The sequence below is a fragment of the Pedobacter sp. MR2016-24 genome (genome assembly GCF_026239655.1).
Lineage (GTDB): Bacteria > Bacteroidota > Bacteroidia > Sphingobacteriales > Sphingobacteriaceae > Pedobacter.
Genome location: NZ_JAPIVO010000002.1, coordinates 426490 through 442330, shown reverse-complemented (window position 1 = coordinate 442330; position 15841 = coordinate 426490). Strand labels below are relative to the sequence as shown.

The window sequence follows — 15841 nt, the reverse complement described above, 5'->3', positions numbered from 1 at the left end:
TTTCTTTTAATATTTATTTCAACGATTGGTTATTAGAATTGTACATTAACCCCAAAAGTATAAGTCTTTTGTTGAGGGTAATACCTACCTATACCATTAGTGTTTTCAGGATCCAGATTGATCAAATCGGTAATGGTAAATAAGTTTTGACCCTGAGCATATAGCCGCAAATTATTAGCGCCAATCTTTGACAAAAGCTTATGCTTAATTGTATAAGCAAACTCCACATTCTTTAAGCGCAAATAGCTGGAGTTTTGAACCCAGAAACTACTGACCAGATAATTATTACCATTAGTGTTCAAGCTTAAACGTGGAAGCGGTGCATCAGGACGGTCTGGTGTCCATCTGTCTAACCATTCCGCATTTACACGACCACCATTATGGAAGGCCCAGGCTGCATTTTGAGTAAACAATTGTTGCGACTGTGCTGCTCCCTGAAATAAGAAGTTCAACTCGAAGCCTTTATAATTTACACCACCACTGATACCATAAAGGATTTGTGGCAATGAACCATTTCCCAAATACGTAATATCATCATCGTTGATAATGCCATCACCATTAATATCCTGATATTTGATATCGCCAGGCCCGGTAGAATTTAAATACGCACTATGTTTTGCTGAACCTGCATAATCTGCTTCATCTCTAAAAATACCTATTGCTTTGTAACCGTAAATTCCTCCGTTCGGTCTTCCTGTGATACGCCTGTGTTCTGGGATATTTGATGCTTCTGCAGCCTCTACGATTTTATTTTTTGCATAGGTAAAGTTACCACCAATGAAGTAAGAGAAATTGTCAGACAATTGCTTGTTGTGATTTAAAACCAACTCTAAACCTTTATTGTCTACAATACCGAAGTTTTCGCTCGGTAAAGCCGCTCCAAAACTCAAAGGAACAGACAATGCTCTGGTTGCCAGGATATCTTTCCTTCTTTCTTTAAAAACCGTTACGTCTACGCTCAATTGATTTTTGAAAAATTTAGCTTCGATACCTGCATCCATTTTGATTGAGGTTTCCCAGGTTAAATTTTCATTGGCAATTGCACCCGGTGTTAAACCAGTAACGAATGTGCCACCAAAAGGATAAACATTTGGTACCAGGTTGTAACGGTTATAGTAACCAAAGCGACTAGGGATACGGTCACTTCCCAATGTTCCATAAGACGCTTTCAGTTTTAAGAAATCCACAAACTTTACATTTTGCATGAAACTTTCCCTGGTCAGTAACCAACCCGCAGAAAATGCAGGAAAATAACCCACTCTTTCTTTTGGAGCAAAATTTTCCGACTCATCTCTTCGTAAACTCGCCTGAAAAAGGTATTTGCCATCAAAATCGTAATTGATACGGAACGCAGCACTACGCAAAGCCGTTTTGTCTTCACCATCGCTCAATACTTCATTTAGCGCCGGGCCGAAATTCAAAATTTGCAGTGCAGAACTTTCGTAAGAATTTCTGGCTGCATAAATTCCGGTACCCTGATTTTGTTTCTGCAACACCAGTGCTAAAGCGGAAATACCATGTTTTCCAAACCTTCTGTCGTAATTGATATGGCCTTGTAATTCTGTACTCTGACCTTCACCGTATCCTTTTGAAAGTGATGATTTAGACTCTGCGTTGATTGCGTAGGTGCCATCGTTATTTCTTACGTAAAGCGGTACCCACTGGTTCCAGGTTTTATTCGAATTGAAGTTTTTATCAAATGCAAGGACACCTTTGACAGACAGTCCTGCTACGCCCGGGATTTGTTGTAATACCTGAAAGTTGCTCATAAAAAAATTCGCATTATTTCTGTTGTAGCCGCTTTCTTCACTAATTAAGGCCAGGGGGTTAGGATATACACCTGGTGCAGCCAGTAATCCATTAGAAAACATTGCTGGTTGCACTGGCGGATTACGCATGGTATGCTCAAAAATATTATCTACACTTGCTGGCGGAGATTGCTTGTTCTCCACCCTTCCCGATAAGTCGACAGAGATTTTGGTCGTAGATGTGGCCTGGATATCAATGTTACTCCTAACATTATATCTATTATAATTCAATGATTTATACAAACCATCTTCATTAAGATAGCCAAAGGATGTAAAGTATTTGATTTTTTCGCTGCCGCCAGAAAGTGACAGATTGTGCTGCCTTCTTGGTGCAGTACCTCCCAGCACTAAATCCATCCAGTCTGTGTTCGGGTCTGCATCAGGGTTTGATCCATTTCTAAAAGACTCCAAACGCTCCAGGGAATATTCTGGCGTAGCTAAAGGATTGTCGTTTAACTTAGCTTCGTTGAATAATGTTGCGTATTCGTAAGAACCCAAAGCATTTGGTAACCTGGTTACTTTTGAGAAACCATAATTGAATGAATAATTTGCACTCATCTGGCCGGCTTTACCGCGTTTAGTAGTGACTAAAACTACACCGTTAGCACCTTTAACCCCGAAAATTGCCGCCGAAGAAGCATCTTTTAAGATGCTTACGCTTTCGATTTCATTAGGATCCATCTGCCCGAAATCACGCCCGGTGCGAACCACACCATCAATTACAAACAAAGGTTCCATGCTGCCACCACCAAAAGTAGAGTTACCTCTGATGAAAATCTGCGTACCATCGGCACCGGGCTCTCCGGAAGGCTGTTTCGTAATCACCCCCGGCGAACGACCAGCTAAGGCATTACTTAAATCGCCAACAGGAGTTTGCACCAATTGTTTGTTGTTTACCGTAGAAACAGAGCCGGTTACGTTACTTCTTTTCTGCGTACCAAACCCTACTACCACAACGTCATCCAGGTTGTTAGCGGCATCATTCATGATGATGTTAACAACCTCCGGTCTGGTCACAATAATTTCCTGGCTGATCATCCCAATAAATGAGAATACTACGGTTGTACCAGCTTTCGGTACGGTAATGGAATATTTACCATCTGCTAGGGTAGAAACACCTTTTGTTGTTCCTTTGATGATTACCGAAACACCCGGCATTTCTTTTCCTGTTTTGTCTTTAATCACCCCAGAAAGGGTGATGCTTTGGGCAAATGCCTCTGACAAGGCAACTGAACAAATCAGTATTACAATTAATAGTCGAATTCTTTTCATATTTATATTTGGCTTCAATTAAATAATAATAAAATAGCTGCTTATTTTTTCACAAAACGCATCGTATGTACTGCCTCATTGACTTTTCCAGAGCGTAATACCATTTCATTTGTCGTGATAGAAATAATCCGGTAATTGTTAGAAGAAACATCGGTTACACCAATAAATCTATTTGGCGGCGTATTGGGAATAGTTATCGTAGCAATGCCTGCTCCTTCCACTGCTGTAGTAAATGTAAAAGCAGAATCATAAGATCTATCGCTACCGCAGTTATAGTTAGGTTCTACATTTCCACCGTTGAAAGTTGCGCCATGAGCATTATAGACAACTTTAAAGGCATTATTTGCAAATGAGAAGGTGTAATCGTCATCTAATTGACAAGTGGCCAATGATCCGCCTCCAAAATATTCTGATGGATTACCTTCTGTACCTACAATAACCGGCGCAGAGGAACCTCCGTCTAATTTCCATGCATGGGCAGTTAATAATTTAAAATTTTCATTATTTAAAGTTGGAGTAAAATCATCCTGGTCAACCACTACTGATTGAGTAGCTATATCATAACCACCTTTGCCGTAAGCATACAATTTCACATTATAGGTTCCCTTAGAAACAAAATAGGCTTCGATAGCTGAACCGCCGGCTTTCAGGCCTTCATTTAAGCCGAAATCCCATTGGTAACGATAAGCATCCTGGGAAGTGCTTTCTAAAAGATAGGTATTTAATTTACCTTGTACCCGCGTCACTTTAAAAGAGGCCTTTGCAGAGGTACCTAATTTGCTGGCATAATCTTCTTTTTTACAGCCAAAGCCTAAAAGGGAAAAGAATACGACCAGCGGAAGACAACATTGCCTTACACACAATTTGTAATTCATACGATTTGAATATTTGGTTAATGGATTTGAGGCAAAATTATCCTTTAAACCCGGGATCTTCCAAATTTCCAACCCCTACAAAACTACATCAAAACCGCTTAAAATGGCGCAAGAGCTTGTTTAGCCCTACTACATTTGCAGATAGAAAGATTTTGTCTACTTTTATTTTGATAATGAAAAGCCAAATATTTTACCTGCTCCTTTTTTCTCTAAGCCTACCGGTTTTTGCACAAAATCCTATAGGAATGCCGGATATTGTGAACTATGACAATACTAGTTATAATGCCGGAACTCACAATTGGGATATCCAACAAGATCGTAACGGTGTAATGTACTTTGCAAATAATGAAGGGGTACTTACGTTTGACGGCAGCCGATGGAAAATATATCCATTACCTAACAAGACAATTGTCAGGTCGGTCAAAATAGGTTTCGACAAAAAACTATATGCCGGAGGTCAGGGCGACTTTGGTTTTTTCTCCCCAAACAGCAACGGGAAGCTGATTTTTACGAGCCTGAAAGATAAAATACCCAAAAAGCATCAGTCATTTGCCGACATATGGAATGTGCAAAGCATTGGAAACGCAATATTTTTCCGTGCGGAAAACAATATTTTTAAATGGCAAAACGAAAAAATCACCATTTTAGAGACAAAAACGAAGTGGCTTTATATGGGAATGGCCAACAATACCATTATTGCTCACGAAAAAGATAAAGGGCTGTTAAAACTTTCAGGGAATAATTGGCTGCCTCTTTTAACGGATCCTATTCCTTATGATTTCATGGTCAGTTCCATTTCCCAATTTGGAAAAGATACCATTTTAATTAGTTCGTTTGCGCATGGCTTACATACCATTCAAGGTGGAAAAATTACTCCGCTAAAATCCGCTGCAAACATCTTAAATATTAGTAATGCACGTAAAATAGATGATCATTCCATTGCTATAGCCACACTTTACAACGGCTGTTACCTGATGGATACCCGCGGGAAATTAATTTATCATATTTCCAAAGGCTCCGGATTGCAAAACAATGCCATCATCAGTGTCTTTAAAGACAGTAATAAGAACATTTGGCTGGGCCTTTCAGATGGAATCAGCTTTATTGCCAACAATAATGCCATCAAACACATCAATCCAGCAATCTTCGACAATGCTGCAGGCCATACGGCTATCATCTATAACCATACCTTTTATGTGGGTTTGTCGAATGGTTTTTATAGTCTTCCTCTAGCTGCTGAAACAGATATCAGCACAACCCAAAATAATTTTGCTACCGTACCCAACGCTAACGGACAAGCCTGGGGAATGAACCTCGTTAATGGGAAATTATTATTAGCCAGGCACGAAGGTGCTTTTGAATTGAACGGAAAAGGAACTCAACCTATTTCCAGTGGACAAGGCTATTGGAATTTTTTAAGTTATAAACAAACAAATACCACGCAACCGACCGTGCTTGCCGGCAACTATAATGGTATTTCCATTTTCAATTACGTTAATCATACGTTTAGGCTGGCTGGAAATATTGACAATTTTAGCGAGTCTGCCCGATTTGTCGTAAATGATGGAAAGAACAACGTTTGGGTTTCTCATCCTTATAAGGGGGTTTATAAAATCGCGTTGACAAATATGCACACCAAAAGTGTAACACTCTATACAGATAAAAAAGGCTTGCCATCTACCTTTAATAATCACGTTTACCAGGTTAAAAATAGAATTGTAGCAGCTACTGAAAAAGGTGTTTATGAGTATAATGCCCATAAAGACAGTTTTGAAATTTCAAGCTATTTTGCACCTGTTTTTGGCAAAAAGTATGTGAGATACCTAAAAGAAGATGCGCAGGGCAATATCTGGTTTATTGAAGAGAAGAAACTTGGTGTAGCGCAGTACAATGGTAAAACTTACAAGCTGCTCTACATCCCGGAGCTAAATGGCAAAACTTTAGGTGGTTTCGAAAACATATATTGTGTCGACAAAAACAATCTATTTGTAGGTGCACAAAAGGGATTCTACCATATCAATTACGAAAAATATTTAGCTGATGCAGGCAAACAGCAAGTGCGCATCAGTTTGGTTAAAGCTTTCGGAAAATCAGATATAGGATTGTTTAGCGGTTACTTTGGCAACGTAAATGAAAATTCGAAACAGATAGAAGTGCCCAAAATTAAACATGGCTGGAATTCTTTTCGCTTCGAATATTCGTCTACCATTAACAGGAACAAGGAAAATACTTTGTATAGCTGTTACCTGAAAGGATTTGATGAGACATGGTCGGCGCTCGACAAAAAGACAGAAAAGGACTACACCAATCTTCCGGCGGGGCATTATACCTTCATGGTAAAAACACAGGATAACCTGGGCAACGAATCGTCTGCAGCCACTTATAAGTTTGATATTCTGCCGCCCTGGTACCAAAGCATTGTGGCCTACCTGGTGTATGGCTTAATTTTCTTAAGCATTATTTATCTGGTGTACAAAAGGCAACAGAGAAAAATCATGAACCAACGGATTGCTTTTCAAAAAGAACAGGAGCATCTCCAATATATGCATCAATTGGAGATGGATAAGTCTGAAAAGGAAATCATCAATCTCAAAAATGAAAAGTTAGAACTTGAAATTGAAACCAAAAACTCGGAATTAGCTTCTAACACCATGCATCTGGTACAAAAGGCAGATATGATGTCCAAGATCAAGAATGAACTATTCAAGCTTAAGAATGAACTTAAGGATGATACCCAAACCGCCGACTTTAATAAGATCATCAGGCTGCTTAATGCCGAAGAAAAATCTGATGACAGTTGGGAACAATTTTCTGTCCATTTTGATAGAGTACATGTAGATTTCATCAAACATCTGAAAGACAAATTTCCGTCGATAACCAGCACTGAGCTACGCTTATCTGCCTATCTTAAAATGAACCTTTCGACTAAAGAAATAGCTACACTAATGAAAATATCGCCCAGGGGTGTTGAAGTTGGGAGATATAGACTGCGAAAGAAACTGAATATTGCAAGTAATGTAAATTTATTTGAGTTTTTTAATGCGGTGTAAGAAACTGCTTAATTATATAAATCCTGCCAAAAGGACCAAGCCTTTGACACTATAGCTAACGAAAATTAGCTAAAAAAACCGTTTCTACATCATAGAAAAGGGTTTCTGAAATAGTGGGCCGAAGCATAATCGTTAAGCAAGTCCTGTCTTCCTAGCGTATTCTTCTTTAAGAACAGTTACAAAATCTTTTTCATCACGCGGCAAAAAAAAGCCTTTTATTGAATTAAAATTCCTTACGCAGATTTGTATATGGTTTTTCATCTGGATAGCAGAGCCAGGGAATGCTTCTCCACCTTCAGTAAATACTCCACGGGTAGAATCGAATAACTTTACATTAGTATACCCATTATTTGCAATGATCTCCTGCTGGTAATCTGAGAAAATCTGCTCATGCATGAACTCAATCAGTGCACAATCTAGCTCCCGCATAAGTCTGTCCTTATGCTCATCTTGTTTTACGTCCTTGTTTATAGGAATAGGTTTCTTCAGTGCTTGAAAGTTAGCTTCCATTAATTTATAATAAACTGCTAAGGCTTAAATACTTGCTATCTAAAAAATCCAAGCAATTACCAAGTTGCAGCACAGCACCAACAACGGAGGATTCCTTAATTTCGCCCTTTCGCTCTTTATCTTTTGCCCAAAGCTTTGCACGTTCCAGGTTGTTTTCCCAAAAGTACATTCCATGTCCTAACCAATCATAAGGCTTTTCACTTTTTTCAATGGTGGGATGATTAGCAATAAGGTTATCAGCAATTGATTTGTCACATCCATGAAATCCAATAACTAAATTGGGGCGGATGTCATACATAAAAAAGTTGTTATAGAGTTATTTCTTCCAGGTCCTTATACGGCTCTGTATAAGTGCCTTCATTATTCAATATACCCGCATTCACAAAAGAGTTCAATGCTTCTTGTTCAGAAACACCTTTATCAAGCTTAGCATTAGCTAACTCAATAAGTAATTCGATATCTTTATCACTCATCGTATTTCCTCCCTTTGTATTAACACAAAAATAAGCATTAGATTTTATACCCGCAACTCCTTTTTATCTCCTCTTATTATAGGATCACTTTTCCTCTAACGGCGTAAGTTTTAAATCTCCTTATCCTTCGTTCTATAAGACATTCATAAATGAAGGATCTACTGCTTACCGGTAATGCAATGGTAGCGGTTTCTCAGTAATTCCTCAATTGTTGGGGCAATCATATTACAGTTTTTAACATTTAGAGGAATCCCAGACACTTTAAATTTACGACCATAGGAGTTTCGGCGTACAATAAGCTTCATGCCAAAAATATGTGCATGTTTCTTTTAAATGACATAACGAGAATGAATAAATTTGGTTTTGTAACAAAACAAACCCAAATTCATCCACATTTCGTAACAAAGCAAGCCCAATTTGAATACCGTTACATTTTCGTTACAGTTTTTATGAAGAATTAACGTAAAAGTCGTGGCCGATGATCAAAATCAGAAACAAAAAAAGCCGTTTTTCTTTACGAAAAACGGCTTTTACTAAGTGGGCCATGATGGGCTCGAACCATCGACCAAAAGATTATGAGTCTTCTACTCTAACCAACTGAGCTAATGGCCCCCATTTTGATTATAAGCGCAATGTTAAGACTTTTTTCTCGTATCTGCAAAAATTCTTTGGCTCATAATCGTTAGCTTTTGATTTACATGCACATAAAATATCAATATCGCTCCTTTACTAAAGAGCCATCGTTGTCCAGTAGTAAATTCAACTCTGTTTATATCTCATTTCTCTTCATTGCCTTTACCGCATAATCAACCGCCCTTGCAGTTAGCGCCATATACGTAAGGGAAGGATTTTGTGTAGATGTAGAAGTCATACAAGCGCCATCAGTTACAAACACATTTTTACTGGCATGCAATTGATTCCATTCATTAAGAATCGAAGTTTTAGGATCACGTCCCATTCTTGCACCACCCATCTCATGGATGTCCAGTCCCGGTGCCTGAGAAGATTCGTTAGGGGTTATATTTTTAAAACCTGCAACGGTAAACATCTCTGTCATCTGCTCCAGGTAATCTTTTTTCATTAAAACATCATTCTCATCATAGTCTACCGAAATATTCAGCAGCGGAACACCCCATGCATCTTTTTTATCCGGACTAAGACTTACGAAGTTGGTTTCTTTAGGAATGGTCTCCCCCATCATGTGTGAACCTACTCTCCAGGGTCCCGGCGTATGGTCTACCAGTGTATTTTTAAGCTCTTCACCAACCAAACCGGAGGTATCCTTACCACTCGATCTGTATGCGCTGAATCCTGCCGCATACCCTCTTTTAAAATTCGTTTCCTGTTTCAGTAAATTCCTGAAACGCGGCATATACCCACCTCCTGCAGGATTTCTGCCATCGGTGGTAAATTGTTTCAAACCGTCATATTCTGCACTGATCCTGGCGCTGTAATTATGAAATGCGACAAACTTGCCCAGCTGACCATTATCATTCCCCAAACCTTGCGGGAATCTTTGAGATTTAGAATTCAGCAAGATCAGGTTTGTATTTAATGCGGCAGCATTCACAAAAATTACCTTCGCATAATATTCTGTTACCTCTTTCGTATTCGCATCCACTACCCTTACACCGGTAACTTTCTCCTTTTTATCATCATAAATAACAGACTCTACCACAGAAAATGGTTTCATAGTCAGATTACCTGTTTTTGCTGCCCAGGGTAAGGTAGTCGCATTACTGCTGAAATATCCTCCAAAAGGACAACCCCGCTGACAAAGGATTCTATTCTGACACTGCGCCCTGCCCTGATCAAAATGGATTTGTTTAGGCTTGGAAAGGTGCGCACAGCGGGCACTGATCACATGACGGCTCGAAAACTTGTCCTTAATCACTCCCTTAAAATAGTCTTCCACTGCATTTAAAGGAAAAGCAGGTAAAAATTCACCATCAGGTAATTCTGCCAGTCCGTCATTATTACCCGAGATACCAGCAAACTTCTCCACATAACTATACCATGGCGCAATATCCTTGTAGCGAATCGGCCAGTCAACCGCGAAATCATCCCTTGCGGGGCCTTCGAAATCGAAATCGCTCCAGCGTTGTGTCTGCCTCGCCCACAGCAATGACTTCCCGCCAACCTGATATCCCCTGATCCAGTCGAACGGCTTTTCCTGCACGTAAGGATGTTCAGCATCCTTTACCACAAAATCCATTGCATCTTCTTTGAAGATGTAACATCTGGTAGCTATAGGGTTCGCTTTCTTAATCGCCAGCGCCGGATCTCCCCTATGCTCAAACTCATAAGGAAACTTATTTGTAGTAGGATAATCCTTAAGATGTTCCACATTTCTCCCACGCTCTAAAACAAGCGTTTTCAAGCCCTTTTCAGTGAATTCTTTTGCTGCCCAGCCGCCACTGATACCAGAACCGATCACAATCGCATCGTAAGTATTTGCTTTTTGAGCATCTATATTAATATTCGACATGTTTTGATTTAATTAAGCAGATTTAACGGGAAAATAACCATTGTACCTTCCGGGCACCAATTCATAAATATTCAGATTTGTCATCACATATTTTGAATTCAGGTAACCCTGCACTGTCCTGTTCTTCATGATTTTATAAAAGCCTTTTAATTCTTCCGACTGCTGTTCGTCCTTTTCAATGGCTAACAATAATTCTTTGCGCTGCGGAGCTTGTAATTCAGCAAAGGCTTTAGAAAATTTGTCCTTAGAAAGATCCTTAAACGCAGTAAGCCCTTTTACAAACAGCTGCTGATCTTTTTCCTCCTCACAATCATCCACCATTTTAAGCACGAAAAGATGCAGATTGAGATCTTTAGCTCCCGGAGTAGTAGTTTTAGGAATTAAGGTCTCCGCAATTTCCCCCAGTAATTTCTCATCATCAAGATCCACATCAAGATTTTTTAATACTATCGATGCTTTTCCAGCCTCCCTTAAACAGGAAGGTAAGAGGGCTAAACCGCCCGCCAGAATCAGAATTTGTTTTATCGCAAAACGTCTCTCCATTTTTTATGTAGATATTAACAGCTAAATATTTGGTATGCTCACCGCTTGAATTCATTATAACAGCTTAACATGCATGCTATACTGTTTTACCAATCGAATATTAAATGTAGTGAATTCTCCTGCAGTATTCCAAATTAACATTGTAGAATTAAAACCTGTCAGAATCTATTAGATTTTGCGACGCATAAATTCCATATTTGCAGAGATTTTAAAACCTGCTGATGAACAACATTAAAAACATCATATTCGATTATGGAAATGTTATTTTCGAAATCGACTTTAGAATAGCCCAAAATTCATTCGCTCAATTGGGAATCCCCGGGATTGAAGAGTTTTTTGGTCACAAAGGACACCATAGTTTGTTCGATCAACTGGAAACAGGGGCAATTACAAAAGCAGCATTCCGGACTGGCATCAGGGAAGCAGCTCATAATCCTGCATTAACTGACGAAGAAATTGATGCAGCATGGAACAGCCTGCTGATTGGTGTACCTGAAAATGTTCATGAAGTATTGCTGGCCGTTAAAAAGAATTACCGTACCTTTTTGCTGAGTAACACAAATCAGATCCATTACGATTATATTATGGATTATCTGAAAAATGAGTACAAAGTAGCTAACAATGATCATCTCTTTGAAAAGGCTTATTACTCGCAGCTGATGCAACTGCGAAAACCAAACGTGGAGATCTTTGAACAGGTCATCAAAGAAAACAACCTGAACCCGGAAGAGACACTGTTTATTGATGATAGTCCGCAGCACCTGATCGGCGCTAAAAAGGCCGGATTGCATACCTTATTAATGACAGAAAACCCTAAAAACCTGGGCGCCTTTTTAAAAAGTAACGGTATATTTGTATAAATGAACAACAATCATCAATTACCGGATCAAAAATATGCTACACCTGCAGAATTTTATCCGGTGTATTTATCAGAACATCAAAATACAGTAAACAGAACTTTACACTTCATAGGAATAGGATTAATGGGACTAAGCTTCGTTACCGCGATGCTCTTTCACCTGTTTATCTTTTTTGCACTGATGCTGGTATTTGGTTCAGTGTTCGCCTGGATGGGTCACCTGTTTTTTGAGAAAAACAAACCTTCCACATTTAAATACCCGATTTTAACGCTGGCCTGCGACTTTATATTTTTCGGAGACCTGATGATGGGCAGGCAATCCTTCAAAGTGAAATAGTTAATAATTATAGGTTTATAAAGTCTAATAGATTCTACCTATATCGTTATAGAAAATAGGTGTTTGGACGCGCAATGAATAGTGTATACTTTTATCGCAGTAAAACACTTAAATAATGGAAGAGCCCAACAAAATTAGCCGCAAATTAACAACCGCATCAGGCAGACCTTATACTGAGCACGAAAACAGCCAATCAGTAGGCAGCAGAGGTCCACTCTTATTACAGGACTTTGTTCTGCATGAGAAAATGGCACATTTTAACCGTGAGCGTATTCCTGAACGTGTAGTCCATGCAAAGGGCACAGGTGCATATGGTACTTTCAAGGTAACACACGATATTTCAAAATATACCAAAGCTAAAATCTTCAATGAAATTGGCAAAGAATGTAAAATCTTCCTCCGTTTTTCTACCGTTGGTGGTGAAAAAGGAAGTGCAGATTCTGAACGTGATCCACGGGGTTTCGCTTTGAGATTTTATACTGAAGATGGCAACTGGGATATTGTAGGTAACAACACCCCGGTTTTCTTCATCAAAGACCCTAAAAAATTCAGCGATTTTATCCACACACAGAAACGTGATCCAAGAACAAACCTGAAAAGCCCGACAATGATGTGGGATTTCTGGTCGCTTAACCCTGAAAGTCTGCACCAGGTAATGATCCTGATGAGTGATCGTGGTACTCCTTACTCTTACCGTCATATGGATGGTTTTGGCAGTCACACTTTTTCCATGATCAATGCCGATAACCAGCGTGTATGGGTTAAATTCCATTTCAAAACTCAGCAGGGGATTAAAAATTTCACAGGGCCAGAAGCTGATGCGATGCGCACACAGGATATGGACCACTCACAACGTGATTTAGTTGATGCGATTGACAACGGTGAGTTCCCTAAATGGACTGTAAAAATTCAGGTGATGACAGAGGAAGAAGCGCAAACCTTTAAATTTAATCCTTTTGACTTATCTAAAGTATGGCCACATGGCGAATTTCCACTGATCGAAGTTGGTGAAATTGAATTGAACCAGATTCCTAAAAACTATTTCGCACATGTGGAGCAGGCGGCATTCGCCCCTACTAATCAGGTGGATGGTATTGGCTTCTCACCAGACAAAATGTTGCAGGGCCGTATTTTATCTTATCCAGATGCAGCACGTCACCGCCTGGGTGTAAATTACCAGCAATTAGCAGTAAACGCCTGTCCGTTTATGACCAATAACTATCACCGTGATGGTGCCATGCGTTTTGATGACAATGGAAATGATGAGCCTAACTACTTCCCGAATAGCTTTGGTGATGTTATTCCGGATGAAAGTTATAAAGAACCTGCTCAGGAACTGGGTTCAAGTACGGCTGATTGGTATGATAGAAATGAAGGCCCCGGAGATAACGACCATTATACACAGCCAGGCGATTTATACCGCAAGGTCATGAGTGATGCTGACCGTAAAAATCTGATCAACAACATTATCGGTGCAATGAGCGGAATCAGCGGACCTAAAAAAGACCAGATCATTAACCTGCAGTTATGCCATTGGTTCAGAGCAGATATAGGTCTTGGGATGGCTATCGCCAGCGGCTTAGGCATCGATGCGGCACAAGCAATGCAACAGCAAAAACATTAATCGGCAAACAAACACACCTATTATATCCAAAGCCGGCTTACAGCGATGTAAGTCGGCTTTTTTGTGTTATAATATAAAGTTCCCCAGGTATTTGGTATGCGAAACCTTTTTGAAGTCAGCAGAACAAAAAAATATCCAGGCATGCATATCCCGTTCAGGTGCCGGTGTTTTTTTCAAAGCGCGTGAAAATTCAACAGACAATTCATCCCTTCTCACTGCATTGTAAAAAAAATACTGCTTATTTACTTCATAAAAAATGACCAGGGCCAGATCATCGGGATGAGTATGTTTTTGAGGAAAGGGATTAAGCTCCCAGCTCACCACCGCCGTTTGGGCTATGGAAGTATCCAATTTTACATTCCAGGCACCTCCCGTCAAATTGATAGGTTGCGTAAATCTAACCTTACTTAAGTCTAATTCAAATGGAGCAGTTTCTCCAGCTAGTGCATTGTGCCTATGATAAGCAAATGCCAAATTAGATGCTGTGTATTTCGACTTTCGTGGCAGTTGATAACCGAGATTTATAAGTTCCAGCGGTATACTTGCCACAAATTTTTGCACATTTGTAAAATTTGCTCTTTCTATTCGTTGTTTCTCGGTAGTTTTTGACTTTTTGGGAGGTGTTGGTGCGGAACGAACTACATTGATACCTTTCCATGTAAGAAAAACAACCGGCCCAACTTTCCCGTGGATATCGCCCGTGATTGAAAAACTTCTGCTCGTTCCCATTATTCCCAGATAACTTGTCCCATGTAAACACTGTCAGATATGCTTTTCCTGTCATCAGCAACAAATGCTACGTATACTTCTGCGGAATAACCTTTTTCTACTCCGCTAAGCATTAGCATATCTTTGCCAACATGGCGCTGCGCACCGGCAGTTGTATATCTTACCTCTGCCAGTTCAGGAAAATAAGCCACCATTACGAACTGATCCGTGAAATGAGCTTGTTTTGAATTGATTTCTTTATTCCAGTTAAAAAGGAGCCCAAACTCATTAATGCTTAAACTCACCTCAGACGGAGCAGACTTAGCTCCTCTGGTCACTAAAACTTTACTGAAATCAAAATGGCGCTCTGTACCTTCACCAGTGAATGAATGCTTCCGGAGATATTTTACCATTGCATTGTTTTGATTCATCTTCTCCATCTTGCCCTGAAGTTCCCAGCCCATCTTTACAAACTCTTTCATTACTGACATGAAAGCCCCCATTACTTTGGTCTCCTGCTGAACTGCCAGCTGCCTGATTGTTGGTGGAATATCACTTGCCTGGGGTGCCTGACTCACAGAAGTTCTGCCATCAGGTTGTTTTGCGAATATTAAATTCCCTACTTTTCCGGTCCAGCCTGCGCCAAGACCATTTACTATTGCCATTGTTTTTTGTTTTATAAGATTTATAATTAAACATTTATCGGGTATATCTTTCTTAAAAAATGCCCTTCAAAACAATGGCTTTACCTGAGTAAAGCAGATGAAATCCGAGCGGAAATTAGTTATTGGTAATCATATATGCAAAGGTAAATCATTAATCACAACAAAACAAAATTTTTTATAAAATAATAATACATTTCAATTGTTTGCATTTTAATAGTCTCCAAAGAATTTAACGTTCCATCTGCAATTTAGGAGTAATAAGGATGGAGTTGATAAAGGTTCGGATACGGCTCTATAGTTACACGTGTATCGATGCTAGTTCAATACTACATTGTACATCCCTAACATACCCCAGACTTACGCTGACCCTACCCCGGCTATACCCTGGCTATACCCACGGGGGTATAGCCAGGGTATAGCCGGGGTGACTTTAGAGTATGGTTAGGGTATGACCGGCAGGTCTAAACTACGTCTAATCTAAGAGCAATGCAGGTACAATTATATAGCCCTACCCAACCACAATACGATGCCGTGCTCTGCAGTAGGATATCCTAAAAATAACTCTTATTTAGGGCTACTTTTAATTAGAATCTGAGAGCTATTTACCAAACGTCGACTCTAATTATGGC

At 39.6% G+C, this 15841-nt stretch carries 13 protein-coding genes and 1 tRNA gene; 4 read left to right on the top strand and 10 right to left on the bottom strand.

Annotated elements, in window-relative coordinates; genetic code table 11:
* Positions 1-32: 32 nt before the first annotated feature.
* Entirely contained in the window at positions 33-3080 is a 3048-nt protein-coding gene (locus tag OQX62_RS06130; protein WP_265830536.1) for a SusC/RagA family TonB-linked outer membrane protein, read from the bottom strand.
* Positions 3081-3121: 41 nt separating this feature from the next.
* Positions 3122-3955, bottom strand: coding sequence for a PKD domain-containing protein (locus tag OQX62_RS06125; RefSeq protein WP_265830535.1), 834 nt, complete (start codon positions 3953-3955; stop codon positions 3122-3124).
* Positions 3956-4128: 173 nt separating this feature from the next.
* On the opposite strand from OQX62_RS06125, the gene OQX62_RS06120 reads away from it, so the two are divergent.
* Positions 4129-7005, top strand: coding sequence for a ligand-binding sensor domain-containing protein (locus tag OQX62_RS06120; protein ID WP_265830534.1), 2877 nt, complete (start codon positions 4129-4131; stop codon positions 7003-7005).
* 132 nt (positions 7006-7137) lie between these two features.
* Here the strand turns inward: OQX62_RS06120 and OQX62_RS06115 are convergent, their stop codons facing one another.
* From OQX62_RS06115 to OQX62_RS06090, 6 genes are all read right to left on the bottom strand, one after another.
* Positions 7138-7515, bottom strand: a complete 378-nt coding sequence (locus OQX62_RS06115) for a hypothetical protein (RefSeq protein ID WP_265830533.1) — start codon at positions 7513-7515, stop codon at positions 7138-7140.
* Positions 7516-7519: 4 nt separating this feature from the next.
* Entirely contained in the window at positions 7520-7813 is a 294-nt protein-coding gene (locus OQX62_RS06110; RefSeq protein WP_265830532.1) for a hypothetical protein, read from the bottom strand.
* Between the two features lie 10 nt (positions 7814-7823).
* Positions 7824-7988, bottom strand: coding sequence for a hypothetical protein (locus OQX62_RS06105; RefSeq protein ID WP_265830531.1), 165 nt, complete (start codon positions 7986-7988; stop codon positions 7824-7826).
* A 538-nt stretch (positions 7989-8526) separates the two neighbouring features.
* Positions 8527-8600: transfer RNA gene (locus OQX62_RS06100), tRNA-Ile, on the bottom strand.
* A gap of 157 nt (positions 8601-8757) precedes the next feature.
* Entirely contained in the window at positions 8758-10476 is a 1719-nt protein-coding gene (locus tag OQX62_RS06095) for a GMC oxidoreductase (protein WP_265830530.1), read from the bottom strand.
* Positions 10477-10488: 12 nt separating this feature from the next.
* On the bottom strand, positions 10489-11019 hold the full coding sequence (locus OQX62_RS06090; RefSeq protein WP_265830529.1) for a gluconate 2-dehydrogenase subunit 3 family protein: 531 nt from the start codon (positions 11017-11019) through the stop codon (positions 10489-10491).
* 221 nt (positions 11020-11240) lie between these two features.
* On the opposite strand from OQX62_RS06090, the gene OQX62_RS06085 reads away from it, so the two are divergent.
* The 3 genes from OQX62_RS06085 (at position 11241) to OQX62_RS06075 (ending at position 13839) form a co-directional block, all read left to right on the top strand.
* Positions 11241-11879, top strand: coding sequence for an HAD family hydrolase (locus tag OQX62_RS06085; protein WP_265830528.1), 639 nt, complete (start codon positions 11241-11243; stop codon positions 11877-11879).
* Positions 11880-12215: a DUF962 domain-containing protein gene (locus OQX62_RS06080; protein ID WP_265830527.1), complete on the top strand. Its 336-nt coding sequence runs from the start codon at positions 11880-11882 to the stop codon at positions 12213-12215.
* A gap of 115 nt (positions 12216-12330) precedes the next feature.
* A complete protein-coding gene (locus OQX62_RS06075; protein WP_265830526.1) occupies positions 12331-13839 on the top strand; it encodes a catalase in 1509 nt (502 codons plus the stop codon).
* 66 nt (positions 13840-13905) lie between these two features.
* Here OQX62_RS06075 and OQX62_RS06070 read toward each other — a convergent pair whose 3' ends face one another.
* Complete coding sequence (locus OQX62_RS06070; protein WP_265830525.1) at positions 13906-14568, bottom strand: DUF6266 family protein; 663 nt, start codon at positions 14566-14568, stop codon at positions 13906-13908.
* On the bottom strand, positions 14568-15212 hold the full coding sequence (locus OQX62_RS06065) for a DUF6266 family protein (RefSeq protein WP_265830524.1): 645 nt from the start codon (positions 15210-15212) through the stop codon (positions 14568-14570). The genes OQX62_RS06070 and OQX62_RS06065 overlap by 1 nt, the downstream gene beginning before the upstream one ends.
* Positions 15213-15841: the final 629 nt, after the last annotated feature.

Coding starts and splice junctions, on each gene's coding strand:
- OQX62_RS06090 (WP_265830529.1), bottom strand. CDS start 11,019: ATGGAGAGACGTTTTGCGATAAAACAAATTCTGATTCTGGCGGGCGGT.
- OQX62_RS06105 (WP_265830531.1), bottom strand. CDS start 7,988: ATGAGTGATAAAGATATCGAATTACTTATTGAGTTAGCTAATGCTAAG.
- OQX62_RS06065 (WP_265830524.1), bottom strand. CDS start 15,212: ATGGCAATAGTAAATGGTCTTGGCGCAGGCTGGACCGGAAAAGTAGGG.
- OQX62_RS06110 (WP_265830532.1), bottom strand. CDS start 7,813: ATGTATGACATCCGCCCCAATTTAGTTATTGGATTTCATGGATGTGAC.
- OQX62_RS06075 (WP_265830526.1), top strand. CDS start 12,331: ATGGAAGAGCCCAACAAAATTAGCCGCAAATTAACAACCGCATCAGGC.
- OQX62_RS06115 (WP_265830533.1), bottom strand. CDS start 7,515: ATGGAAGCTAACTTTCAAGCACTGAAGAAACCTATTCCTATAAACAAG.
- OQX62_RS06085 (WP_265830528.1), top strand. CDS start 11,241: ATGAACAACATTAAAAACATCATATTCGATTATGGAAATGTTATTTTC.
- OQX62_RS06095 (WP_265830530.1), bottom strand. CDS start 10,476: ATGTCGAATATTAATATAGATGCTCAAAAAGCAAATACTTACGATGCG.
- OQX62_RS06080 (WP_265830527.1), top strand. CDS start 11,880: ATGAACAACAATCATCAATTACCGGATCAAAAATATGCTACACCTGCA.
- OQX62_RS06125 (WP_265830535.1), bottom strand. CDS start 3,955: ATGAATTACAAATTGTGTGTAAGGCAATGTTGTCTTCCGCTGGTCGTA.
- OQX62_RS06130 (WP_265830536.1), bottom strand. CDS start 3,080: ATGAAAAGAATTCGACTATTAATTGTAATACTGATTTGTTCAGTTGCC.
- OQX62_RS06070 (WP_265830525.1), bottom strand. CDS start 14,568: ATGGGAACGAGCAGAAGTTTTTCAATCACGGGCGATATCCACGGGAAA.
- OQX62_RS06120 (WP_265830534.1), top strand. CDS start 4,129: ATGAAAAGCCAAATATTTTACCTGCTCCTTTTTTCTCTAAGCCTACCG.